The 25176-nt window shown below is 64.2% G+C and carries 22 protein-coding genes; 11 read left to right on the top strand and 11 right to left on the bottom strand.

Annotated elements, in window-relative coordinates:
- The first annotated feature begins 5 nt into the window (after positions 1-5).
- Positions 6-128 carry a hypothetical protein gene (locus VNH11_08450; GenBank protein ID HVA46389.1) on the top strand — a complete coding sequence of 41 codons (123 nt, stop codon included), beginning with the start codon at positions 6-8 and terminating at the stop codon, positions 126-128.
- On the opposite strand, the gene VNH11_08445 is transcribed toward VNH11_08450, so the two are convergent.
- Complete coding sequence (locus tag VNH11_08445) at positions 122-1093, bottom strand: GDP-mannose 4,6-dehydratase (GenBank protein HVA46388.1); 972 nt, start codon at positions 1091-1093, stop codon at positions 122-124. The genes VNH11_08450 and VNH11_08445 overlap by 7 nt on opposite strands.
- Positions 1078-1293, bottom strand: a complete 216-nt coding sequence (locus tag VNH11_08440; protein ID HVA46387.1) for a hypothetical protein — start codon at positions 1291-1293, stop codon at positions 1078-1080. The genes VNH11_08445 and VNH11_08440 overlap by 16 nt, the downstream gene beginning before the upstream one ends.
- A 9-nt stretch (positions 1294-1302) precedes the next feature.
- Here VNH11_08440 and VNH11_08435 point away from each other — a divergent pair, with 9 nt between their 5' ends.
- A complete protein-coding gene (locus VNH11_08435) occupies positions 1303-1551 on the top strand; it encodes a hypothetical protein (protein ID HVA46386.1) in 249 nt (82 codons plus the stop codon).
- A gap of 272 nt (positions 1552-1823) precedes the next feature.
- Here VNH11_08435 and VNH11_08430 read toward each other — a convergent pair whose 3' ends face one another.
- Entirely contained in the window at positions 1824-3119 is a 1296-nt protein-coding gene (locus VNH11_08430) for a hypothetical protein (GenBank protein ID HVA46385.1), read from the bottom strand.
- Between the two features lie 452 nt (positions 3120-3571).
- On the opposite strand from VNH11_08430, the gene VNH11_08425 reads away from it, so the two are divergent.
- Positions 3572-4072: a hypothetical protein gene (locus VNH11_08425; protein ID HVA46384.1), complete on the top strand. Its 501-nt coding sequence runs from the start codon at positions 3572-3574 to the stop codon at positions 4070-4072.
- Here the strand turns inward: VNH11_08425 and VNH11_08420 are convergent.
- The gene (locus tag VNH11_08420) at positions 4023-4952 is read right to left on the bottom strand and encodes a sugar phosphate isomerase/epimerase family protein (protein HVA46383.1); all 930 of its coding nucleotides are present in this window, start codon (positions 4950-4952) and stop codon (positions 4023-4025) included. The genes VNH11_08425 and VNH11_08420 overlap by 50 nt on opposite strands.
- A 12-nt stretch (positions 4953-4964) precedes the next feature.
- Positions 4965-6638, bottom strand: a complete 1674-nt coding sequence (ettA, locus tag VNH11_08415; protein ID HVA46382.1) for an energy-dependent translational throttle protein EttA — start codon at positions 6636-6638, stop codon at positions 4965-4967.
- Between the two features lie 79 nt (positions 6639-6717).
- On the opposite strand from ettA, the gene VNH11_08410 reads away from it, so the two are divergent.
- Entirely contained in the window at positions 6718-7122 is a 405-nt protein-coding gene (locus VNH11_08410) for a DUF4440 domain-containing protein (protein HVA46381.1), read from the top strand.
- A gap of 202 nt (positions 7123-7324) precedes the next feature.
- On the opposite strand, the gene VNH11_08405 is transcribed toward VNH11_08410, so the two are convergent.
- From VNH11_08405 to VNH11_08390, 4 genes are all read right to left on the bottom strand, one after another.
- Positions 7325-8242, bottom strand: coding sequence for a hypothetical protein (locus VNH11_08405; protein HVA46380.1), 918 nt, complete (start codon positions 8240-8242; stop codon positions 7325-7327).
- Between the two features lie 285 nt (positions 8243-8527).
- Positions 8528-9136: a hypothetical protein gene (locus VNH11_08400; protein ID HVA46379.1), complete on the bottom strand. Its 609-nt coding sequence runs from the start codon at positions 9134-9136 to the stop codon at positions 8528-8530.
- A 3-nt stretch (positions 9137-9139) separates the two neighbouring features.
- Positions 9140-12214, bottom strand: a complete 3075-nt coding sequence (locus VNH11_08395; GenBank protein HVA46378.1) for an MdtB/MuxB family multidrug efflux RND transporter permease subunit — start codon at positions 12212-12214, stop codon at positions 9140-9142.
- Between the two features lie 183 nt (positions 12215-12397).
- Positions 12398-13723, bottom strand: coding sequence for an MdtA/MuxA family multidrug efflux RND transporter periplasmic adaptor subunit (locus tag VNH11_08390; protein ID HVA46377.1), 1326 nt, complete (start codon positions 13721-13723; stop codon positions 12398-12400).
- A 210-nt stretch (positions 13724-13933) separates the two neighbouring features.
- Between VNH11_08390 and VNH11_08385 the strand changes: the two genes are divergently transcribed.
- Genes VNH11_08385 through VNH11_08375 form a run of 3 tightly spaced genes read left to right on the top strand, consistent with a single transcriptional unit; the run spans position 13934 to position 16588 of the window.
- Positions 13934-14155 (top strand): hypothetical protein, encoded by a 222-nt coding sequence (locus tag VNH11_08385; protein ID HVA46376.1) that lies wholly within the window; start codon positions 13934-13936, stop codon positions 14153-14155.
- Between the two features lie 5 nt (positions 14156-14160).
- Positions 14161-15717 carry a hypothetical protein gene (locus VNH11_08380; protein HVA46375.1) on the top strand — a complete coding sequence of 519 codons (1557 nt, stop codon included), beginning with the start codon at positions 14161-14163 and terminating at the stop codon, positions 15715-15717.
- On the top strand, positions 15710-16588 hold the full coding sequence (locus VNH11_08375; protein ID HVA46374.1) for an ABC transporter ATP-binding protein: 879 nt from the start codon (positions 15710-15712) through the stop codon (positions 16586-16588). The genes VNH11_08380 and VNH11_08375 overlap by 8 nt, the downstream gene beginning before the upstream one ends.
- Positions 16589-16685: 97 nt before the next feature.
- Here the strand turns inward: VNH11_08375 and VNH11_08370 are convergent, their stop codons facing one another.
- Complete coding sequence (locus VNH11_08370) at positions 16686-17162, bottom strand: YbaK/EbsC family protein (protein HVA46373.1); 477 nt, start codon at positions 17160-17162, stop codon at positions 16686-16688.
- A 113-nt stretch (positions 17163-17275) separates the two neighbouring features.
- On the opposite strand from VNH11_08370, the gene VNH11_08365 reads away from it, so the two are divergent.
- On the top strand, positions 17276-17680 hold the full coding sequence (locus VNH11_08365) for a hypothetical protein (GenBank protein HVA46372.1): 405 nt from the start codon (positions 17276-17278) through the stop codon (positions 17678-17680).
- A 92-nt stretch (positions 17681-17772) separates the two neighbouring features.
- Positions 17773-19062 carry a glucuronate isomerase gene (locus VNH11_08360; protein HVA46371.1) on the top strand — a complete coding sequence of 430 codons (1290 nt, stop codon included), beginning with the start codon at positions 17773-17775 and terminating at the stop codon, positions 19060-19062.
- Between the two features lie 121 nt (positions 19063-19183).
- Here VNH11_08360 and VNH11_08355 read toward each other — a convergent pair whose 3' ends face one another.
- Complete coding sequence (locus VNH11_08355; protein ID HVA46370.1) at positions 19184-19666, bottom strand: YfcE family phosphodiesterase; 483 nt, start codon at positions 19664-19666, stop codon at positions 19184-19186.
- Between the two features lie 40 nt (positions 19667-19706).
- On the opposite strand from VNH11_08355, the gene VNH11_08350 reads away from it, so the two are divergent.
- Positions 19707-20546 carry a lysophospholipid acyltransferase family protein gene (locus VNH11_08350; protein HVA46369.1) on the top strand — a complete coding sequence of 280 codons (840 nt, stop codon included), beginning with the start codon at positions 19707-19709 and terminating at the stop codon, positions 20544-20546.
- A gap of 558 nt (positions 20547-21104) precedes the next feature.
- On the top strand, positions 21105-25176 hold a 4072-nt coding region (locus tag VNH11_08345; protein HVA46368.1), incomplete at its 3' end, for a hypothetical protein.

The raw sequence follows: 25176 nt of genomic DNA, 5'->3' as shown, positions 1-25176 counted from the left end.
CCGCCATGCCCTTACGCATCGAAGACTATGCTCTGATCGGCGACTTCCAGACGGCCGCACTGGTGGGCCGCGATGGCTCGATCGATTGGCTGAGGTGTACCCGGCATGTCATGTCTCCTTTTCAATGAGGGGGGAGGCCGTCACGGCCGGCGGCCAGCTCGTGTTCGACCATCATGGCCACCAGTTGCGTGAACGAAATCTCCGCCTGCCAGCCAAGCTGACGCTGCGCGCGCGACGGACCGGCGCGCAGCGCCGGCACTTCGGCCGGGCGCGCCAGCGAAGGTTGCCGCTCGACGTGATCGCGGTAATCGAGGCCGACGTGCGCGAAGGCCAGCTCGGCGAACTCGCGGACGCGGTGTGTTTCTCCCGTGCCGATGACGAAATCGCGAGGCTGGTCCTGTTGCAGCAGGAGCCATATCGCCCGCGCGTAGTCGCCGGCGAATCCCCAATCGCGCCGAGCATCGAGGTTGCCCAGCGATACGCCGCGCTGGCGGCCGAGGCTGATGCGCGCGGCCGCGCGTGCGAGCTTGCGCGTGACGAACTCCGGGCCGCGGCGCGGCGACTCGTGGTTGAACAGGATGCCCGAACAAGCGAACAAGCCATAGCTTTCGCGAGCGTTGACCGCGGCCCAGTGGGCATAGACTTTGGCCACACCGTACGGGCTGCGCGGATGGAAGGGCGTGGCCTCGTCTTGAGGCGGCGGCGAGAGGCCGAACATTTCGCTCGACCCGGCCTGGTAGAAGCGCGCCGTGGGCCGAACCAGGCGCACGGCTTCCAGCAGCCTCAGCGCGCCCAGCGCCGTGACCTGGGCCGTGGCCTCGGGCTGGGCCCAGCTCGCGCCCACATAGCTTTGCGCCGCCAGGTTATAGACCTCGTCGGGCTGCGATCGCTCGACCGCCGCGAACAGCGACGCCTGATCGGTCATGTCGCCGTCGAGCACGGTGACTTGGCCGGCCAACTGGGCCACGTTCTGGTCGCCCGGCGTGGCGCGGCGGCGGACCAGGCCAAAAACTTCGTAGCCTTTGTCGAGGAGCAACTCGGCCAAATACGAGCCGTCCTGGCCGGTGTAGCCCGTAATCAATGCGCGTCGCATACAGCCTCCGGCGGATGGGTTGCGGCCTCCGGCACATGCTTGACGTGATCGCAGATGGCAAAGCAGGGCACATCGCAATAGTCGACGCGCCGCGGCAGGTCGGCCAAGAGGACCGCCCCGTGTACCTTGCAAATCGGGTCGAGGTTGCGGTAGGCCTTCGTGACGCACTCGTAGAGTGTGCCGTCGGCCCCGACCGCCATGAGCTGCGCATGCCGGTCGCACATCCGGCCTTGAGGAACGTGGCCGGCGAATTGCCAAACATCGGGCGCGATTGCCTCGACGCGCCGGCGAAGATCGGGGTTGATCGCCAGGTCGCCGTGCGAATCGACGTGGAATTGCAGGCCGGCCAGCGGCAGCTCGCGAAGAAAATCGAGCGATCGCTGGATGACTGGTCAATCGATCGCCAAACGCCGCGTACTGCGCGTCGCGGTTTCCCTGCTCCCAGCGGTCCCGAATGACGGTGACCCGATTCTCGGCGATGAACTTGTCCCAGAGAAAATTGAGCGGCTCGCGATCGTGCAGCGACAACACGATGTGCTCGTGCGGCTCATTCTCGACGAGCATCCAGGCGGTCTTGATCACGGTCAGGACGTCGCCCAGGAAATAGCCGCGGGGCATCGTGTTATTGCAAGCGATATACATGGTCGACATCGGAGGCAATTGGAAATAAGGGTCGCATTCAGGGGATCTTCACTCGCACGTCAGCCAGCGTTCGATGGCGTGGATAACCTCACCGGGCGAAATCAGCCACATGCAGCGCGGATAGCCGCCAATGGGTTGACGGCAGAGATCGTGGTCTTTGTGATCGCCGTCGCCGAGCGGCACGACGCGCGACTTCCAGCAGCCGCCGGTGGCGCAACAATCGAGCGCGCCCGATGGTGTGCAGGAACTGGTGGCCGGGGTACTGTTCCCAGTGCGGCGGTTCTCGGCCGCCGTTGATCACCACGCAGGGGCGCAGGCGTAGCCCGCTCACTCCGTGAGCGGAACGGCGCGGAATCTGCGTCGGATCTCTCCCTTCATGGAACGCTTGTCGATTGGGCGAGGCGGGTTCCGCTTGCGGAGCAAGCGGTCTACAAGGCACAGCCGCGGCCAGGTGCATGGGGTAAGAAACGCCGGTCAACACACCCGACGAGTGGTAGACCAGCCGGATCAACTGCCGGTGGTCGGTCTTGCCGCGCAGGTCGACGACGTTATCGAGCGGCGGATGACTGTGCTCCGCGGCGCCGATCTGGACAAAAACCAGCCGGCCGCGAACCAGCACGGTTTCGACGCGGGACCGCTCACAGAGCAGTCGGCCGGCGGCCAGGGCATCGCTGGGCGAGCAGATTGTTGCCCCGCTGGCGATTTGCGCCTCCAAACGATTCGGCTTGAGCAAGGTTGCCCCGTGGTAACGCCCGTAATCGACGTCGCGAGCGGGATCGACAAGCGTAGGAATCCGCCGCCGCGCGGCCGCCGAAATGAGCCGTTTCAACAACCGCGGCGTGCATACGCCTTTGCGATAATCCGAAATCAACACCGCATCGCAACCTGCCAGTCGCTCGACAATTACCGCCAGCAAGCGGTCTTCCAGTTCGCGGTGGATCGGCTGATCGTCTTCGCGATCGACGCGCACGAGTTGGTGTGGGTGGTTCGCCGTCCGGCAGGTCCACGACCCGCGGCAAGCAGCCGGCCGCGCCTGGTTGAGCGTGACGACAAGCCGCTCGTTTGGCATGTCGAGCGCAAACGTCACGTCGAAGTTGTGGGGGGCGGCGCCGATCGTTCCCTCTACGTGGAGCGTGACGGAGTCCGGTGTTGCGCGGGCAATGCCCGTCACCACGATTTCAGCGGGCGAGACCTGGATGAACTGTCGACGCCGGATGGTGGCGACTGTGGGCGACTGCTGCGCTGCTGCTAAGGCATCTTCGGAGATAACGCCGATCGGTTGGATTCCGAAAGAGCGTCCCTCGCCGTGCGCGCATCCACCTGGCTGCGGGTGAATGCCTGGAACAAAGGCTTGACTGCTCTGGGATAGTTTGACGTTCGGCATCGCACTGCTCCGTGCTGGACGACTGCGGACAAAGATCAGGCTCACTAGAGTAGATACTGCGCGGGCCGCCGAATTTTTTTGTCCTTTTTTCCGACGCAGGAGTTTATTCACTCGTGCCGCCGCCAACGTTCTGCGGCGAGTTGGGTTGGCGATGCTGGAGCGAATGGGGGGTTGGCGAGAAAACTTCCTACGGCCGCAAGACGGGCTGGCGTCCGGAATCGACAAAGAATTCTTTTGCCAGCGCCCCGCTTGGCCGCTATGATGACGAGACCAGCGGCACGTCGGGCTCGTGATCTCCGCGCGACGCGGCCAGGCCACCTCATCGGCAAAGTCAGCGTCTTGCAGATCGAAATGGCGAAAGGATGCCGTGACCACGGTGTCGTGGTCAGCAGCCGCTTGCGGCAGGAGGAGCCAGGGCCACCGGCGGGGCCGACCACGGCGGCTGCGACTATGTGACCGGGGCGGCCATCGAGGTCTGCGCCTCTTTCGGCAACTCTGCCCGTGTCGGGGCACTGCTCGAGGCGGAGTTGAGCGAATGCTCGATGGGCGGGAACCTGTGCGGCGTGAGCACGGGCGAGGCCCTGTCGCGTTGGTGCGCCGCGGTGATCGGGAATAATGCCTTGCCCGACTTCGCGACGGCCCCCACTTGGGCGCAGGACGGGATGCCGGACTACGTCGACCAGACGGAAGCGACCGACCAAGATCCCGACAGCATCGGTTGCGGAATAGCGTTTTTGTCTTGGCTGATGAGTCTCGGCCAGACGCTCGGTGCGACCGCCCAGGCGATGGTATCGCTCGGTGATTCCAGAACCTTGGCCGAACTATATCAGCGGCTTACGGGCAACTCAGCCGCCAACGCGTGGCCGGAGTTCATGGCCGCGGTCCAGGCGTTGCCGGGCGGCGTCACGAGCGACGATCCCTTCGGCCAGACATCTCAATTGGAGGTGCGATGAGTTGCCGGATTTTGGCCAGGCTCCGCGCGGCGGCCGCATCGAGATTCGCCTCGCTGCCGCCTCCGCGCAACGGCGAACACATCTCGTAGGCGACGCAGCCATCAAAGCCGCCTTCTTTGAGGCCGGCGAAAAAGGCGTCGAGATCGACGAATCCCTCGCCCAGCGGCACCGCGCGCACCGTCGGCGGGTCGAGCCGCCGGTAATTCACCAACGACGGCTCGTAGGCATAGCGGTCGATGCGCACGTAATCGGCCAGCGTCGTTTGGCATATTCGCGGCGCCATCCGCCGCGCCGCTTGGTAGAGGTCTTCGCCCACCAAGGCCACCGACCAGGGGTCGAACATGGCCTTCAGATTCGGATGGCCCACGTCGTCGAGCAGCATCTCGAAGCCATCCACCGACAGCCCGACGTCGTGATGGTTCTGCAAGCCCAAGGTGATGCCCTGCGCCTGCGCCAGCGAGGCCGCTTCCGAAAGAGCTTTCACGCACTTGTCCCAGTCGGACTGGTAGTTTGCCGCCTCCGGCGAGTAGCCACTGAACACCCGCACGATCTTCGCGCCCAGCGACCGCGCCATCCGCGATAGCCGATCGACGTAAGCCAATTGCAATTCGACGAAGGGGACTTCGGGCGTCGCGCGTCCCCCGGTGAAGTCGGTGTAGCCGGCCACCGTGATGATCTCGACGCCGGCCGCTTCCGCCGCGGAGCGCAGCTCGGCCAGCGTTTCGTCGTTGTGGTCGAGCGGCGAAAGGTGCGGCCGCTTGCCGCTCACTTCCACGGCCTCGTAGCCGAGCGCCGCCGCCTTGCGGAAGAAATCGGCCAACGACAGCCGATGCTGCCCCCAATAGCCGGCGTAACTGACGGAAAAGAGTGTGGGAATCATGGCAGGACCGCCCTAATGCTGCAGCTTCTTGTATCGGAAACGGTGCGGCTCGTCCGCGGCGAGGCCCAGTCGCTCGCGACGCTGCTCCTCGTAGGTCTGAAAGTTCCCTTCACACCAGTGGACGTAGCCGTCGCCTTCGAACGCCAGAATATGCGTGGCCAGGCGGTCCAAGAACCAGCGATCGTGCGAGATCACCACCACGCAGCCGGCGAAGTTGACGATGGCTTCTTCCAAGGCCCGCAGCGTATCGACGTCGAGATCGTTCGTCGGCTCGTCCAACAGCATGACGTTCGAGCCTCGGCGCAGCAGCTTCGCCAGGTGAACGCGGTTCCGCTCGCCGCCCGACAGCGTGCCGACCCGTTTCTGCTGATCGCTCCCCTGAAAGTTGAACCGCGCCACGTAGGCCCGCGACGGGATGCGCCGCCCGCCCATATCGAGATTGTCGTATCCGCCCGAAATCTCCTCAAAAACGGTCTTCTCGGCGTCGAGCGCATCGCGGTTCTGGTCGACGTAGCCCAGTTCGACGGTCGGGCCGACGCGCAGCTCGCCGGCATCGGGCCGCTCCTGCCCCACCAGCATGCGAAACAGCGTCGTCTTGCCCGCGCCGTTGGGGCCGATGATGCCCACGATGCCGCCCGGCGGCAGGCGGAACGTCAAATCGTCGATCAGCAGGCGGTCGCCGTAGCCCTTGCCTAGATGGCTGGCCTCGATCACCAGGTCGCCCAGGTGCTTGCCGGGCGGAATCTGGATTTCGAACTCTTCTTGCCGGTCTTCGAACCGCTCGGCCGACATCGTTTCGTAGGCTTTGATGCGGGCCTTGTTTTTCGCCTGCCGGGCCCGCGGCGCCATGCGAATCCATTCCAGCTCGCGCTCGAGCGTCTTTTGCCGGGCACTGGCGGCCTTTTCTTCGCGGACCAGGCGCTCCTTCTTCTGCTCCAGCCAGGACGAATAATTGCCCTCCCAGGGAATGCCGCGGCCGCGGTCGATTTCCAAGATCCAACCGGCCACATTGTCGAGAAAATAGCGGTCGTGCGTCACCGCCACGACGGTGCCCGAATACTCGTGCAGGTGCCGCTCCAGCCAGGCGACGCTCTCGGCGTCGAGATGGTTGGTCGGTTCGTCGAGCAACAGCAGGTCGGGCTTTTCCAACAGCATCTTGCACAACGCCACGCGGCGGCGCTCTCCGCCCGACAGCTTGCCGACGTCGGCGTCGGCGGGCGGCAACTGCATGGCGTCCATGGCGATTTCCATCTGCCGGTCGAGTTCCCAGGCGTTGACGGCGTCGATCTGGTCTTGCACCTTGGCCTGTTCGGCCAGCAGTTTTTCCATCTGAGCGTCGTCGAGCGGCTCGGCGAAGCGGGCATTGATCTCGTCGAACCGCTTCAGCAAGGCCCGCGTGCCGGCCACGGCTTCTTCGAGGTTGCCTCGCACGTCTTTGTCGGGCGTGAGCCTCGGCTCCTGTGGCACGTAACCGACGGAGAAGCCGTCGGCCAGGCGGGCCTCGCCGTCGAAATCCTTGTCGGCGCCGGCCATGATTCGCAGCAGCGTGCTCTTGCCCGAACCGTTGCGGCCCAGCACGCCGATTTTGGCCCCCGGATAGAACGCCAGCCAGACCTCTTTGAGCACTTCGCGCTGCCCATATTTCTTGGTCAGCCCGGAAATCTGATAAATGTATTGTTGTCCCATGCCCGCTATTTTAGAACAGACGTAGGGTGGGACAAGCTCGAACGTCAAAAAGCGGGCAATGCGATCGGCAAGGGATGCGATGGATCAACAAAACGACGAGATTCTGGCGCTCAATCAGCGGCTGCTGGAGAGCATTCTGGGGGCCGACTGGCAGACTTACGAAGAATTGTGCGACCCGTCGCTCACCGCTTTCGAGCCCGAAGGACGCGGTCAGTTGATCGAAGGGATGCCGTTCCATCGGTTCTACTTCGATCTTGGGCCGGGCACCGAGGCACGGCGCGTGACGATGGCTTCGCCGCACGTGCGCTGGCTGGGAACGGAGGCCGCGGTGGTGAGCTATGTGCGGCTGGTGCAAAAGGCGGCCGCGGGCGGGCCGGTGACGATCGCCACCGAAGAGACCCGCGTTTGGCAGCGGCGCGACGGCCAATGGCGTCACGTTCACTTTCACCGCTCGCTGCCGACGGTCGCGCAGAACACTCTGTAGGGAACGGACTCCGTGCCGTTCCGCCGAATGCCGATTGACGATCGTTCGGTGCGCGCGGAACGGCACGGAGTCCGTTCCCTACAGAGGCATCACGAAGCTTCAGCGCGCGAAAAAAACCCGCTTCGCCGCGTTGGACGCGACAAAGCGGGCGCTGTGGGTCACCAGGCTTCGACAAACCTAGTACGGGGTGTTTCCAAGCGTGCTACCGCGTCGTGGGACGCCAGCCGTCGGCGCCGAGCGGACGTTGCGGCCCGGCCGGAGCTTGCAGTAAGGGTTCGCGGTAGGAAATCGGCCGGTACCTGTTGACGCGAAGAATCGGGTACGAGGTCGTGCGATCGTTCGGCTGAAACAGCCGCGGCGAAAGCACGGCGCCCTTGCCGGAGTCCGCGTCTGAATCAGACCCGTTGTCGGCCGGATCCTTCTCCGGGGATGGAATCGGTTTCTGCGAGTTCAGCCCCGAGGCCGGCTGCTTGAAGGTGGGGTTGCCGGAATCGCCGGACGGCGCGGTGGAGGCGGCGCCGTTGCTGGAGCGGATGATGGTGCTGGAATCAATCGCACCGCTCGGCGAGGCGCTGCCGTAGTAGGGCGAGGCGGCCGCGGGTGCATACGTCATGGGCGCGGCCGAACTGCCGCCACAGCACGCAGCGGCGGGCGGAGCATAGCCGGAGCCGACGTTGTACGCTGGTGCATAACTGGCGGCCGTCGCGGGAGCCGTTGCTCCGCCGCAGGGACTGGAAAGCACCATGCGGTAGGTGGTGTAGGGCACCAGCCGCGCTTGCTGCACGATGGTGGTCATGGGCCGCATGCAGGTCACGGGGCAGCCGGTACACGGGTCGCGGCCGGTCGCGGGCCGGTAGGTCGTCACCGGCACGCTGACGTATTGGGTGCGGTAGCAGGTCTGCGGCACGTAGTTCACCGTTTGCACCTGCGGCGGGGCGCAGCACGGATCGGCCGGCGCCGCCGCGGCGTACACGGGCGCGGCGCCATAGGTCGGCGTCTTCTTGCCGCCACAGCAGCCGGTCAGCCATTCGAAAATGGCGTGGCTTTCCGCCGGAACGGCCAGAAGGGCGGCCGCCGCCACGGCGCCGGTCAAGAGGATGCGGAACGTTTTCGAATTCATGAGACACCCGAAACTTGAGGAAACTCGGTCGCTTTTTCTCATCAGACCGCGGCCCCGCGGATTTGTCAATGATTTTCGATGTTTCTTGGTAATTTGGTAAAGACTCGCGATTATGCCGGTTGTGCCGGTTCTGTCGAGGTAGCGGATGAGCATGAGAAGTCAGTCACCATCGCGAACCAAGCCAGAACTCTCACGAGTTCTGCTACCTGGCCGCACCGGCAGCCCCGACCTAGGCAACACTAGGTCATGATTGGGGCCGTTGCAATGAGAAAACACCGGCGCGGCTTACGCCTCCCGCCCTTCTGGCTGGCGCTGCTCGAATAAGTCGTAGAGGTCGAACAACGCCTCGCGCAGATTGCCGTGGCGAGCGTGCCAGGCCGATTCGATGTCGCGATCCGCGATCGTCTCGTCGCCCGGCGGAAGAAGATCGCGGACCAGATCCTTGGCTAATTCGAGACGCGGATTCATCGTCCAGATCGTCGGCAGGCCAAGATCGCGATGCGTCGTCACCAGCAGGCCACAGCCGCACCTGCGGCAGCGGCGGGTCAGCGACCAACGGGCAAACGGACCAAGCTGTTCGTAGCCATCGACGATGATTTGCGTTGACGCGGAGAGTCCCCGCCAAGCGTCTTTGACCAGAGGCAAACGGCGCTCGCCTTCGTGCAGCGCGATGAGTTGCACGCGACGGCCGGCTGCTTCGAGCGCCGGCAGCAGCGTGGCAAGCAACGTCGATTTGCCGCTGCCGTGAGGACCCACGATCTGGCCCCACCACTCGTTCGACCTCAGCCGCTCAACGACCGTGCCGGCTTCCTCGCCATCTTCGAAGCGAAACGCGATCGCCCCCGGCCGCGTGCGCCGCGTGCTGAACGGGTTGTTCGCAGGGACGAGCTCCATCGTTCAGCGAGTCCGGCGAAACCTGCGGCCAAGACGGTCGAAAGCCAGGTAGATCACCGGCGTCGTATAGAGCGTCAGGATCTGGCTGAAGATCAGGCCGCCGATGATCGTAATGCCCAGCGGACGCCGCAGTTCGCTGCCGACCCCCGTGCCCAGCGCCAAAGGCACGCCGCCCAAGAGCGCGGCCATGGTGGTCATCATGATCGGGCGAAACCGCAACAGGCACGCCTCATAAATCGCTTCGCGCGGCGTCATGCCTTGCGTGCGTTCCGCCTCCAAAGCGAAGTCGATCATCATGATCGCGTTTTTCTTCACGATGCCGATCAAAAGAATGATGCCGATCAGGGCGATCACGCTCAGGTCGGTGCGGCACAAGAGTAACGCCACCAACGCCCCGACGCCCGCCGACGGCAATGTCGAAAGAATCGTGATCGGATGGATGTAACTTTCGTAGAGCACGCCCAGCACGATGTAGACCGTAATCAAGGCCGCCAGGATCAAGAGCGGCTCGTTTTTGAGCGACGCCTGAAACGCTTCGGCCGTGCCTTGAAAGCCGGCCACGATGCTCCGCGGCATGCCGATTTCTTCCTTGGCCTGTTTGATGGCCTCGACCGCCTCGCCCAGCGACACGCCCGGCGCCAGGTTGAACGAGACCGTCACCACCGGAAACTGCCCCTGGTGGTTCACCGCCAGCGGAGCGTTGGCGTATTGCATGCGGCTCAATGCTCCCAGCGGCGTCTTCGTGCCGTGGGCCGACCGCAGGTAAATCTCTTCCAGGTCGCGCGGGCTGTTCTTGAAGTCGGGCTTCACCTCCAGCACCACGCGATACTGGTTAAGCTGCGTGAACATGATCGATATCTGCCGCTGCCCGAATGCGTCGTAGAGGGCGTCGTCGATCATCTGCGGCGTGATGCCCAGCCGCGAGGCCGTGTCGCGGTCGATCACCACCTTGGCCTGCAGGCCCTCGGTCTGCTGGTCGCTGGCCACGTCGCGCAGCTCGCCCAGCGCTTGCAGTTTGTCGACGAACCGCGGCGCCCATTCGCTCAATTCCTTGGCATCGGGATCTTCCAGGCTGTATTGATACTGCGTGCGGCTGACGCGGGTTTCGACCGTCAAATCCTGCACGGGCTGCATGAAGAGCGTGATGCCCGACACTTTCGCCAGCCGCGGCTGCAAACGGCGGATGATTTCACTGGCGGTGGCGTGGCGTTCTTCCAGCGGCTTGAGATTGATCTGGATGCGGCCGCTGTTGAGCGTGGTGTTCGTGCCGTCGATGCCGATGAAACTCGACAGGCTTTCGACGGCCGGGTCTTCCAGGATGGCCCGGTTCAGCTCCTGCTGCCGCTCTCGCATCGCTTCGAACGAGGCGCTCTGCGGGGCCTCGGAGATGGCCAGGATTACGCCCGTATCTTGCACCGGGAAAAAGCCCTTCGGCACGACGACGTAGAGATAAACGGTGCCGACCAGCGTGGCCACGGCCACCAGCAGCGTCGTGGGCTGATGCCGGAGCACGACATTCAGCGTCTTGCCGTACCAACGGATAACGGTCTCGAAGCCGTATTCTGATAGCCGATAAAACCAGCCGTGCTGCGCGACCGGCCGGTGCCGCAGCATCTTGGCGCACATCATCGGCGTGAGCGTGAGCGAGACGACCGCGGAGAGCAAAATGGTGACGCTCAGCGTTACGGCGAACTCGCGAAACAGCCGCCCGACGATGTCTCCCATGAACAACAGCGGGATCAGCACGGCGATCAACGAGACGCTGAGCGAGACGATGGTGAAGCCGATTTCTTCGGAACCTTTCAACGCGGCGGCCAGCGGCGCCTCGCCTTCTTCGACGTAGCGCGAGATGTTCTCGATCATCACGATGGCGTCGTCGACCACGAAGCCGGTCGAGATGGTGAGGGCCATCAGCGTGAGGTTGTTCAAGCTGTAGTCGAGCAGGTACATCACGCCGAACGTGCCGATCAGCGACAGCGGCACCGCGACGCTGGGGATGATCGTGGCCGGCAGATTGCGGAGGAAGAGAAAAATGACCAGCACCACCAGGCCGATGGTCAGCATCAGCTCGAACTGCACGTCTTCGACGCTGGCCCGAATCGTCACCGTGCGGTCGGTGAGCACCTTCACTTTGATCGAGGACGGGAGCGAGGCGGTCAACTGCGGGAGTAGCTCGTGGATGCGGTCGACCACCTCGATGATGTTCGCCCCCGGCTGGCGTTGGATGTTGAGAATCACGGCGGGCGTGTCGTTCATCCAGGCCGCTTGCCGCACGTTCTCGGCGCCGTCGATCACATCGGCCACGTCGGCCAACTGCACGGGCGCCGCGTTGCGATAGGCAATGATGAGCTTGCGATATTGGCTGCTGGTGAGCACCTGGTCGTTGGCCCCGATGGTGAATGCCTGCCGGCGGCCATCGAAGCTGCCCTTGGCCTGATTGACGCTGGCCTGGATGAGCGCCAGCCGCAGGTCTTCCATGCCCATGCCCAGCGACGAGAGCGCGGTGGGGTTGGCCTGAATGCGGATGGCCGGTTTCTGGCCGCCGCTGATGCTCACCATGCCGACGCCCGAAAGCTGCGAGATTTTCTGTGCCAGCCGAGTGTCTGCCAGGTCTTCGACTTTGGCCAGCGGCAAGGTTTCCGAAGAGAGTGCCAGAGTGAGGATGGGGGCGTCGGCCGGGTTCGTCTTGGTATAGATCGGCGGGTTGGGCAGGTCGCGGGGCAGAAAGGTGCTGGCGGCGTTGATGGCCGCTTGCACCTGCTGCTCCGCGACGTCGATATCAAGCTCGAGCGTGAACCGCAGCGTCACGACCGAGCAACCTTCCGAGCTGCTCGACGTCATTTGCGTCAAGCCGGGCACCTGGCCAAACTGCCGCTCCAAGGGCGCCGTGACCGACGAAGTCATCACCTCGGGGCTGGCGCCGGGATAGAACGTCACGACCTGGATGGTCGGGTAATCGACCTGCGGCAAGGCCGACACCGGCAACTGCTTATAGGCCACCGCCCCGACCAGCACGATGGCGACCATCAACAGCACGGTGGCCACCGGGCGGAGGATGAAAGGCCGGGAGGGACTCATGGGGATCGACCGGAGGTGGGTAGACGGCCGGAGAAAAGTAGACGGTAGACGGTAGACGGCAGACGGGGAGCGAAGATTGCGAATTGCAAATTGCAAATTGCAAATTGGCAATTGCTTGACGCCTGATGCCTGATCGGCTTGCGGTGCGACATTGGTTCTTTCTCCAGCCTCCCCCTCTGCCGTCTACTGTCTACCGGCTACCTTTTTGCCCCGCTCGCTGATCTTGGCGCCGCGCTGCAGCTTTTCGACGCCGTCGGTCACGACGCGGTCGCCGGGCACGAGGCCGCTCTCGATCACCGTCTGTTCGCCTTCCGTCGGCCCGACTTGCACCTGACGCAGATCGACCGTGTCCTCGTCCTTCTTGCCCTTCTTCACCAGGTAGACGAAGTCGAAATCAGGACCCCGCTGCACCGCCGCGGAAGCCACGATCACCGCGTCCCGACGGTTGTCGATCAGCAAGCGGGCGTTCACGAACTGGTTCGGAAAGAGCAGATTGTCTTCGTTCTCGAAGATGGCCTTGAGCCGCACGGTGCCGGTGGTCGAATCGACTTGATTGTCGATCGCCAGCAACTTGCCCGTCGCCAGCTCATTCTTGAAATCGCGGTCGTAGGCTTCGACCACGAGCGTCTCGCCGCTGTTCGCCTTCCGCTGCACCAGAGAAATGCTGTCTTGCGGAATGGTAAACACCAGCGCGATCGGCTGAAGCTGCGTGATGACGGCGATGCCTCCCATCTCGTTGGCGCGGACCATGTTGCCCGGATCGACCAAACGCAGACCGATGCGTCCGGTGATGGGAGCGTTAATGTGGCAATACGCGAGTTGCAGCTTGGCATTGTCGATGGCGGCCCGGTCGGTGCGAATGGCGCCTTCCATCTGCTCGACCAGGGCCACCTGTTCGTCGATCTGCTGCGGCGTGATGGCCCGCGTGGGCAGCAAGTCGTTATAGCGGGCCAGGCTGAGCTTGTTGACCTTGAGCGTCGCTTGATCGCGGGCAAGCTGCCCTTCGGCCTGGGCAAGCTGCACCTGATAGGGCCGCGGGTCGATCTCGGCCAACACGTCGTCTTTGTTGACGAACTGGCCTTCGGTAAACAGCACCTTGACCAACTGGCCTTCCACGCGGCTGCGGACGGTGACCGTATTGAACGCCGTGACGGTGCCGAGGCCGTTGAGATAGAGCGGCATGTCTCCTTGGCGGGCGGCGGCGGTGACGACCGGCACGACGCGTTGCGGCGGCTTGGCGACCGGCTTGCGGCCCACCAACGAGATCCAAGGCACAATCCAGGGCCAGGCGTAATAGATGCCCGCGACCATGGCGGCGAACGCCGCCAGCCGCAGCAGTTTGCCGGCGTAGTTGGCCGATGAGCCTTCGGATGCGCGGCCTTGCCGCACGGGCCCGTCCTCCGGTCGCCATTGCGCCGCGGGGCGAGCGTGTTCGACCGGCGTCTGGGGAGCCACGGGCACGACATCGTCGAGCAGGTCGGGCGCGGTTGGTCTGGTGGTTTCCGCCATCTTCGAGATCATAGTTGCAACCGGAAGTCGCGGCGAGCTCGGGGGGGACTTCGTGGGGCAGGTAGGCGCGGGGCGGGATGCCCGTGCCGCTCGTGCTTTGTCCGTCGTCGATTGATGCAGCACTACGGTATTATTGCCTTTTCTTGGCCGCGAAGCGAGTAGTAGCGACGATATTCGGGGCCGACCGCGATATACTGAACGCGGGCGGCAATGAAACATCTTCGGTGGCTGGGGCAAAAGCTGGCCGAGTGCGACTTGGGAATCATGAACAGGCGCTGCCGGCCAGCGATGCCCCGGTGGGCGGCGCTACCGGGGCATCGGCTGGCCGCGGCGCTTTGGGACACTCCCAGCCGCAACCTGGCCAGCCTCTGCCCCAGCCACCATCAGTTGTCGGCCAAATGTCTCATTTCTGACCGCGATCATTTAACATAGTCGACATGCCCCGATTCGATCGCCCTACGCCCGCACCCCCCGGCTTGCAAACCTGGCATTGGTTCGTCCTAGCGGCCGCCGTGCCTTTGATCCATTGCGCCAGCCGGCTGAACCTTGATCTGTGGCACGACGAAATCTACACGGTCGACTATTTCGTCCGCCGCGGGCCCGCCTTCATCGTGACCGACTATTCACTGCCCAACAACCACGTGCTCTACTCGCTGCTGCTGTGGCCATTTTTTTGCGTGTCGGAGAGCAATTTCGTGCTCCGCCTGCCTTCGCTCATTTCCACGATCGGCACGTTGGCGACGGTTTTTCTCCTGGCCAAGCGGTTACGCGGCATCACCTGCGCCGTGCTCTCGACGGCGCTGCTCGGCCTGAACCAGATGTTTCTCATCTTTACGATCCAGGTGAGAGGCTACAGTCTTTCGATGTTTCTCGCCGCTTGGCTGGCCTCGCTGGCCCTGGCCAACGGTGCAGTGACCGGCTGGCGGAGGTGGGCCGCGGTGGCCTTGGTCGGCGGAAGCCTGCTCTATGTGCTGCCCACGAACGCGCTCTTCTTTGCCCCCTTGGCGACCGTGGCCGTCGTTGCCGCCCGCATGCGCGGGGCAGGCGGGCGCGAACTTGCCGGCGAGGCAGTGAGCTGGCTGTTGGCCGGTCTCTTGGCGCTGGCCTGCTACCTGCCGATTCTCAGTCAGGTGCGGAAGACCGCCGAGTCGTCGTCGCCCTCGTCTTGGTCGTACCTGCCGGTGATCGCAGGAAACTTCCTTCGACCGGCCACGCACGACCTGGTTTGGCTTGCGCCGCTGTTCTTGGCCGGGCTGGTTGCCTGGCTGCTGCCACGGCGAGACGGTCTTCCGCGGCACGGGGCGGTGCCCGCCTTGGCCCTCGCCGTCGCCGTCGGCGCGTTTCTCATCACGGGGCTGTTGCGAATCAGTCCGTTCGAGAGGAATTATTGTCCGCTGTTGCCCTTGATGGCCCTGGCCGAAGGCTGGTTGCTGACGGAGCTGAGCGAGGCCGTCCACCGGCGTTGGGCCGGTCGTCGATCGGCGGAAGCCGCGACTGCCGTGGCCCTGCTTGCGGTATCGCTGGTCCTCTGGCCTCAGCTTTGGACCTATCCGCAACGGCTTGAAGCCCACCGCACACAGGTCGGCGCCGATGACAATAATGGATACTATTGCTACTACGCCGCCAATTATCGACCGTCTGCGGTGGTGCAATACTTGAGCGACATCGGCGTGGTGCGCTCGGCCTACCGTGTCTGCTATACGGAAGCGGACCATCTGAATCTCTTTTATTATTTCGCCCGCTCCCAGTTCCCGCTTTTTGAGAACTACTTGCACGGGGTTCCCACCAAGGACGGCGTGAAGCTGTTTGCCATTCTGCCCGAACCTCCGCCCTGGCGCCGGCTGGCCGCCGACTGTCGCCTCACGCCGGAGCAGGTCGGCACGTTTCGGTTGATCGGCGATTTCGGCTACTACCGGCTCTATCAAGCGGCGGTGCCGTTGAATGTGGGTTGGCCGCCCGACGCGATTCCTCCAAGGGAGCCGCTCGATGAGTGACCTCGTCGAAACCCGCCTGTTGAGCAAGCGTTATCCCGGCGTCACCGCGCTGGACGGCTGCGATTTGCGGATCGCGCGGGGAGAAGTGTTTGGCCTGCTGGGACCGAACGGTTCGGGCAAAACCACGCTGTTGCGGCTGTTGATGGGTTTTTTGCGTCCGACTTCGGGCAGCGCTCGAATCGACGGACTCGATTGCCACGGTCAGAGCGTGGAAGTGCATCGCCGCGTGGCCTATTTGCCCGGCGACGTGCGGTTGTTCGGCAACCTGCGGGGCGACGACGTCCTGCGGTTTTTCAGCCGGCTGCGTCGCGGGGCCGACTTGCGCCGCGAGCGCGAGCTTGCCCGGCGGCTCGGCCTGGAAACCGCGCGGCCCGTGTCGAAGATGTCGACGGGCATGCGACAGAAGCTCGCTTTGGCGGCGGTCATGGCCATCGACGCGCCGCTGGTGATCCTCGACGAGCCGACGTCGAATCTCGATCCGAACGTGCGGGGAGTGGTGTTGGCGCTGGTCCGCGAGGCGCGGCAGGCCGGGCGTTCGGTGATCTTCTCGTCGCACGTGCTCGACGAGGTGGAACAGTCGTGCGACCGCGTCGGCATCATGCGGGCTGGGCGGCTGGTTCACATCCAGGCGCTGGCCGAGCTACGGCGGCAGCATCGCATTCACGCGCGGCTCACGGCGGCGCTGCCGCCGGTGCCCGACGCCTTGGCCGGCGGACTGCGCGTTTCTACCGGTAACGGCGACGTGACCATCGAGACGCCCGGCGAGCTGTCGCCGCTGTTGGGATGGTTGGCCACGTTGCCGCTGACCGAAGTGCGGATCGAGCCGGTCGGGCTGCGGGCGGTGTATGATCGGTTTCATGGGGAAGACTAGCCGGGATTCAGCGTTCAGGGTTCAGGAGGAATTGCGAATTGCGAATTGCGAATTGGCAAGTGTTTTAGATCGCGATGATCTTCGCTGATTGTTTTGCCTACTCGCCTGCCGTCCTGCCAAACGCCAGCACGGTAGGCTGTGCCACCCGCACATAATCGCTCACCGACATGATGATCGATTCGGTCAGCAGTCCGGAGTTGAAGGCGATCTGCTCGTTGGCCAGGACGGACGGATCGACAAACAGGTCGAGAGGCAGAATCGGTCGGCCAAACGGCGGCACGGAGCCGGGCACAAGTCCCGTCAGGCGGTCGAGTTCGGCAGCATCGGCAAAGCGGGTCTTCTTCACGCCGAAATGCCGCTTGAGCGCCGCCGAATCGAGTGCGCAGGCGGCACTGAGCACGAACAGCCGGAAATCGCCACCTGTTTTCACCACCAGCGCTTTGCCGCCCACCTTCAACTCTTCGCCACGCGCCTTGGCCGAATCGGCCGACGTGAGCGTCGGTCCGTGCTGGACCGTGCGGTACTCGATTTCGTGCCGCCGCAGGAAGGCGTGAAGGGCTTCGTGTACGGACATGGAAAAAAGGGGGGTCAAACACGGACTGAAATTGCCCCGCGTGGCCTTCCAGGCGATAATAGCAGGTGCGACCCGCCGGGCAGAGGGCCGGTCGCGGAATCGAGGGGAAAGCGATGATGGCGAATACCGAAAAAGACGAACTGTTGACCTTGTTGGCACAAGTGCCTCGCGGCCATGCCTTGCGGCCGGTGGCCAGCGAAGCCCGCCGGCTGCTGGCGGCGGACAACGATTGGTCGTTCCACGTCGACCGCCGCGCCAGCCTGCCGGCCATCCATTTTTTCGAGGTCTATGCCCGGCGCCGCAGCATCCTGCGGCAACGCGGCCGATTGGACGACTACCACGGCCTGGCGGAGACGGTCGACACGTTTGCGGCCACCGGCGACGCCATCAACTTCGTCGGCGCCGATTCGCCGACCTATTTTATCACGCTCTTCCTCTCCGCCGTCGATTCGCACGTCGTCGGCTGTATCTGGTCGCGGCGTCCCACGGCGAAGCGGGTAGACGGCGAGGGGAGGTAGACGACGGGAGGGTAGACGGTAGACAGTAGACGGTAGACAGTAAACGGGGACTGACCTGAACCCCGAACCCTGAACCCTGAACCCTCCCGCCCATGTCCCACGCCCTTCGTCAGCGATTGTTCAACGAGCTCGATGCGTTGGCGCTCGTCGATCCGCACACGCACATTAACCCGCACGCCCCGGCCGCACAGACGCTGGCCGACGTGCTGGGCTACCATTATTACACCGAGCTGGCCCATTCGGCCGGCTTGCCGAAAGAGGCGATCGAACAACCCGGCATCGAACCGAAGGAAAAGGTGCGGCGGCTGGTCGAAGCGCTGGCGCCGCTGGAGAACACCATCCAATACAGTTGGCTCATGGAGATGGTGCAGAAGCTGTTTCAGGTGCATGCCGAACGGCTCACGTCCGACAACTGGGAATCGGTCTACGACGCCGCCGAAGCCCGCATGTCGCAGCCCGACTGGGCCGAGCAGGTGCTTTACCGCAGCCGCCTGGAGGCCGTGTTTCTGACGAACGACTTCGACGACCCGCTGACCGGCTTCGACACCACGCTCTACGTGCCCTGCCTGCGGACCGACGACCTGGTATTCCACTTCGCCAAGCGCGAGGTGCAAGAGCGGCTGCAGCGGGCCAGCGGCCAATCGGTGCGCAGCGCCGGCACGCTGCGGCAAGCGATCGGGCAATTGTTCGAGCACTTCCAGGCCCACGGAGCGCGGGCCTGTGCCATCTCGCTGCCGCCCGACTTCACCCCGGCCAAGGTCGAAACCCAGCAGGCCGAAAGCGCGCTGGCGGCGGTGCTCTCGCAGGGACCCGCCGCCGATCCTACCCATCGGCGGACATTGGCCAACTTCGTCTTCTGGACGCTGGCGGAATTCTGTGCCCAGACGCGGTTGCCCTTCGACCTGATGATCGGCGTCCATCGGGCGGTCTATGCGGCGGGCGTGTATCAGGGCCAGGATCTGTACGACAGCCGCGTGTCGCTGATTCAGTATCGCGAGTTGTTCAACGCATTTCCGCGGGTCACGTTTCCCATTTCGGTGCTGGCCAGCGTGACGAACCAAGAGCTGACCAGCTTCAGTTGGATCTTTCCCAACGTGGTGACCCACGGGCACTGGTGGTATTCGAACACGCCGGCCTTCATCGAGCACGACGCGGCCGCGCGGCTGGAGGCCGTGCCGGCCACCAAGCAAATCGGCTATTACAGCGACATGTACAAGCTGGAATTCGCGCTGCCGAAGTTCGCCATGTACAAGCGCGTGTTGGCGAAGATTCTGGCCGAGCGGTTCGTCATCGACCGCGATTGGAGCGAAGGGCGGGCATTGCAGCTCGGCCGCCAGGTGCTGCGCGGCAACGTCGACCGCATCTTCCGGCTTCCGACGTAAAGTCGTAGGGTGGGACCAGCGAGCTTGCGAGCGCCGGCCCACCATCAAAGGGTTCAGGGTTCAGGGTTCAGGGTTCAGAAATACTTGAATTGACGTTTGCCTGACGCCTGACGCCTGACGCCTACACCGCCACGATCGTCGCTTCCAGCGAGGGCAGTTCCACATACGCCAACGAGTGCGGCGTGGCACGATAGAGAGCGCCGGGGTTCAGCACCCACGTGCGCCGTTGTTGTTCTCGCCGGGCAATGTGCGTATGACCGTGACAGACCAAGTCCCACTCGCCGCCGGCCGTGGTCTGCCGCAAGAGTGCCGTGTCGTCTCCGTGCAAAAAAGCGATTCTCCGACCCTCCAACTCCAACGAGCCAAAACGGCCGTGACACTGTTTGCCGGCCGAGCGAATGGCCGCTTCCAGAGCGTGACGATCGCCGTCGACGTTGCCGAACACGAAGTGCGTGGGCCAGGCCGCGAAGAGAGGCACGATGTCGGGCGAACCGATGTCGCCGCAGTGGATCACCAGATCGACGTTCAGGCTTTCCAGCATCCGCACGGCATCGAGGGTATACCTCACCTGGCCGTGCGTGTCGCTCACCACACCCATTCGCATCGCTCTCGCCCGACTCCCGTCTGCCGACTATAGTTGACCCATGTTTTCCGATCTCGCGACGCGACGGCTGGCCCTGTTCCTGTTGCTGCTGGGCGCGGCGGCCTTGGTTGTTTGGCTGGACTCGGCCCGCCGCCGCATGGGGGTCACGCGCGCCCAGTTCCCTATATACTTATTCAGCCTGGTGATGACCAGGGTGCGTTGGCGGGCACGGGTCGAGGGAAAGATCGCTCTGCCGCGCGGTCAGGGGGCGATTATCGTTTGCAACCATATCTGCCCGGTCGATCCGGCCTTCATCGCCCTGGCCTGCGATCGTCAGGTGCATTGGATGGTGGCCCGCGAATACTGCCGGTTGCCGTTGCTCGGCTGGGCCCTGAAGACGCTGCAAGTGGTCCCCACCGGCCGGAGCGGCGTCGACACGGCGGCCACCAAGCTGGCCATGCGTTATGCCCGGCAGGGCGAGCTGGTGGGCATGTTTCCGGAGGGGCGGCTGAACGACCGCCGGCGGTTCATGTTGCCGGGCAGGGCGGGCGCGGCCATGGTGGCGCTGAGGGCGCGCGTGCCGGTGGTGCCGTGTTATATCGAGGGGTCGCCCTGGGACGGCACCGACTTCGGCTTTTTTCTGATGACGGCCAAGACCCGTTTGAAGGTGGGGCGGCCGATCGACATCTCGGAGTATTACGGCCGCGAGGGCGATCGCGAGGTGCATCGCGCGCTCACTCTGCGTTTCCTGCGCGAGATTGCCGCCTTGGCCGGCTTGCCCGACTACGAGCCGGAGTTGGCCGGCAAGGGCTGGAAATCGACGAATGGGCCGCTGAGCGAAGTCCCGCACGGCGACGGCGGCAGCCAGCGCCCGCCCAGCGACGTGGCGGCGCGGGCCTAGCGACGCGAACATGGGCGGTGGCTGGGGCAGAGCTTGGCCACGGGCACGATGGCACTTCGTTCATCGCGGCGGCCAGGCGATGCCCCGGTTGGACGCACCGAGGCATCGCTTGGCCGCCACGCTGTTGAAGGGTGCCAGCCGCAAGTTCGCCACTCGCTTTTGCGGTCCCGTTCAGCGATTCAGAAGTCCGCCCCGCCTACGCGCTAGAACGTATTCCCGGAAGCTCTCGGAGAAATTCTTCGGTTTTGCTTGCATTGGCATCGGGGCTAGATAGACTCATCCATTGTAGGTGAATCGGGCATGGCCGAAGTCACGTATCGGCTTTGGCAACGGAACGCATGAAGTTTTGCAACGCTGGAAAGTGCCGCCATGTTCTCCTTTCGCGCGTGGTTGCGTCGGTTGTGTTTTTGGACCGCTACGAACGAGCGGTCGGTACGGATGCGGCGGGGCCGCCGCGGTGGATCGTGGTTCTCTCGCGGCCGCGGGCCAAAGCAACGTTCCCTCTCCCTCTGGGAGAGGTTAGGCGAGGGTCTCCCCAAGCCGCTTCGCGCCCGCGATATGTATCGCCAGTCGGCGAGCTGGCCCTTCGAGCGCCTCGAGCCGCTGGCCATGCTCTCCAGCGATAACTGGATCGGTGGCGCCGCAGGAAGCTGGAATGTCGCGAGCAACTGGAGCACGGGCCTCGTGCCCGGCACGGCCGACGACGTTTCCATCAGCGGCAATGTGACCGTTACGTACTCCGGCGCAGGCGGAGTGGCCCTCAGCACGAGCACCATCGCCGGCCTTTCGATTGGCACGGGCGCGACGCTGGTCATTGACAACAGCAGCGTTTTGCAAGTCTCGACCACCGGCGCGGGCGCCGTGATCGACGACGGTACGATCCAAGTCGGCGATTCGGCAAATCGCGGCGAGCTGGAACTCAGCGGGACGAACGTCATTCAAGCCGACCCGGGCAGCAGCGGGTCGATCGTATTTCCCGCCACCAGCGGCAACAACAACGACACCGGCGATACCCTCTTCTACTCTTACAGCGGCCTCACGATCGCCGGCAATATCACGATCACCGCCGCGACCGGGCAGATTGACGGAAATGGGGCGCTCGACAACCAGGGCGCCCTTCTCGCCTCGACGGCGAACGCCAGCGGGCGGCCATTCAGTGTTTCCTTCGGCTCGGGGGGGACAAATGAAGGAATCATTGCGGCCAGCAACGGTAATAGCGTCACGGCCTCCGAGCTGACCCAGAACTCAGGCACCCTTGCCGCCAGCGGCGGCGGCAACCTCACGGTTTCAGGAGCGTCGAACAGCAATTGGACGAACAGCGGCACCATCTCGATGACCGGCGGCGGCACGCTCACGCTCGAAACCAGCACGACCGATAGTTGGACGAACAGCGGCACGATCAGCGTGAGCGGCTCGACGGTTTATATTGGCGGCAATTTGGCGAGCCAGGCGAGCCTGGGCACGACCTACGTCAGCCCCGCCACGCAGCCCGCCGCCCCCGCCTTCATCCGCGACACGACGAGCACCGTCGACCTCACCGGCATTCTCAACGGCGGCCTGGCGCTCGACGCCAACACCGGAAACTGGATCCTCGGCGTCCCGAACAACGGCAACTACACCGGCACTTTGAAGGGCGGCGCCTTCACCGCCAGCGGCGGCGCCACGCTCACCGCCGGCTCTAGCAGCACGCTCAACGGCGTGACGCTCAATAGCCCCATCGACATGGCGACCTACACCAACGAGGTGGCCGTGCTGGGGGATCTGACGCTCAACAACGTCACTCTCGACCTGGGGAATCAGAGCAGTGGCACAACCTCCGGTAATTTGGCGTTCCAGGGATCGGGGCAGCAAACCCTGGGTGGCACCGGCACGGTCCAGTTCGGCTACTTCTCCAACTACATTCTCAGCAATAGCAGCCTCGTTTTGGGCGCCAACATCACGCTCCAAGGCCGGGGCGGTGGAATCTCCGTCGGCGGGCCGACGTTGACCAACTACGGCACCATCGACAGCAACGTCTCGGGCGGAACGATCAAGGTTTCCGTCGGCGGATCGAGCCTCTTTTCCAACGCCGGCACCGTCGAGGGAACCAATGGCGGTTCGCTCGACGTCGCCTTCGGCGCGGGCGGCAACGCCGGCGGCACGATGCAAGTCACCGGCGGCGGAAACCTCGCCGTCACCGGCGGCAGCTCGGTCGGCGTTTACGACGGCTTCGGGAACCTCAGCCTCAGCGGCGGCGGCACGCTCTCCATCAACCAGGGCAATAACAATTCTTGGGAGAGCAACGGCAATATCACCGTCACCAACGCGACGGTCGACCTCGGCGGCACGTTCACGCAAGCCGGCCTGACCGCCGGCTCGAGCACATTCACTCGCACCGGCAGCACGGTCAATCTCATCGGCACGCTCACCGGCGGACTCTCGCTCGACGCCACCACCGGAAGTTGGAATCTGGGCGATCCGCTCAACGGAAATGCCGGCACGGGCACGCTTTCCGGCGGAACGTTCTCCGCCAGCGGCGGCGCCACGCTGGCCGCCACCTTCTCCAGCGCCCTGACCGGCGTCACGCTCGACAGCCCCATCGACATGTCGACGTACAACAACCACGTGGCGGTCTACGGCGACCTGACGCTCGCCAACAACACCACGCTCGACCTCGGCAACGAGAGCACTTACCCGAACACGACCTCCGGCACGCTGGCATTCGAGGGCACCGGCACGCAGAACCTGCTAGGGACCGGCACCATCCAATTCGGCTACTTCAGCGATTATATTCAAGCCTACAGCCAAAGCAGCGTCGTCGTCGCGTCGGGCATCACGATGCAGGGACGGGGCGGCAACATTTCCATCAGCGGGCCATCGTTCACCAACAAGGGCGTGATCGACAGCAATGTCTCGGGTGGAACGATCTCCATCACCGCCGGCGGCGGCACGAGCGCCTTCACCAACACCGCCACCGTCGAAGGGACCAACGGAGGCAACCTCAATGTGCAGTTCGGCGCCAGCGGCGCAAACACCGGCACCGTCGAGGAGTCGGGCGGTAACCTGGCCGTAAGCGGCGGCGCGGCGACTGGCACGTTCAGCGGCTTCGGCACGCTGAGCCAAACGGGCGGCGGCACGCTCAGCATCAACGATGGCTACCCGTATTTCAACTATGCCTGGCAAAACTCCGGCAGCATCACGGTGACGAACTCGACCGTCGACCTCGGCGGCACGTTCACACAGGCCGCCCTCACCGCAGGCTCGGGCGTCTTCTCCTATCCCGGCAGCACGGTGAACATCGTCGGCACGCTCGGCGGCAATCTGACACTTTCCGCCTCGACGGACGTCTGGAACCTGGGCGATCCAACCAATGGCAACGCGGGCACCGGCACGCTCTCCGGCGGAACCTTCACGGCCAGCAATGGCGCCACACTTCGCGCCACCTTCGACAGCGCCCTCGTCGGCATCACGCTCGACAGCCCGATCGACATGTCGACGTACAACAACACGGTCAGCGTCAGCGGCGGGCTGACGCTCAACAACGTCACGCTCAACCTCGGCAATCCGAACAATACCAGCACGTCCAGTCAGATCTCGTTTCCCAGCAACCAGGTTGAAACCATTTCGGGCACGGGCGCCATCGTGTTCGGTGATTTCAGCAACAGCCTGTTCACCGGCGGCTCCGATACCATCACGCTCGGCAGCGGCGTGACGATCGGTGGCCAGAGCGGGCGTATTTATGGCAATGGCACGTTCGTGAATGATGGCACGATCGAAGCCAATGTCTCCGGCGGCACGCTCAGCGTCTTCCCCCCGACCTTCACCAACAACGGCACGGTCGAAGCGAATGGCGGAACGCTCAGCGTCAACCCCACCACGCTGACCAACTTTGCCGCCGGCACGCTCACCGGCGGCACGTGGCAAGCCGTCGGCGGAGGCACGTTGCAGCTCACGGGCGACGCCATCGCCACCAACGCCGCCACCCTTCTGCTCGACGGGGCCAACTCGAACGTCTACAGCGACACCATGGGCACCAGCGCCCTGGCCGACCTGACCACGAACGCCGCCGCCGGCAATCTCACGATCCAAAACGGCTACAACCTCACCACCAGCGCCGGCACACTCACCAACGCCGGCGCGGTGACCATCGGCGCTTCGAGCACGCTGGCCGGCCCGCCGGGATTCACCTACACGCAGAGCGGCGGCTCGACGACGCTGGCCGGCGGCACGCTGGACCCCCCGCTGGCGCCCAATTCCATTCAGATCAACGGCGGCACGCTCTCCGGCAGCGGCACGATTGTCGGCGATGTGACCAACAGCGGCGTGTTCACGCCAGGTGGCGACGGCACGCCCGGCCAGGTCAACATCACAGGCAATTACACGCAAACGGCCTCCGGCACGCTCAAGCTCGATATCGGCGGCATCACCGCCAACACGCAGTACGATCAGCTCAATGTCAACGGCACGGCCCCAGTCAGCGGCACGGCCACCTTGGCCGGAACGCTCGACGTGCAGACCATCAATGGCTTCACGCCCACCACGGGCCAGTTCTTCAACGTCCTGAATTACAGTTCGGTCACCGGTGATTTCACCACCAAGAACACCACGCTGGCCGACGGCGATACCCTGGCCACGTCGTATGGCACGAGCG

This window comes from Pirellulales bacterium (assembly GCA_035533075.1).
Lineage (GTDB): Bacteria > Planctomycetota > Planctomycetia > Pirellulales > JAICIG01 > DASSFG01.
Note: the sequence above shows the minus strand (reverse complement) of the source record. Positions and strands in the feature narration are given on the sequence as shown.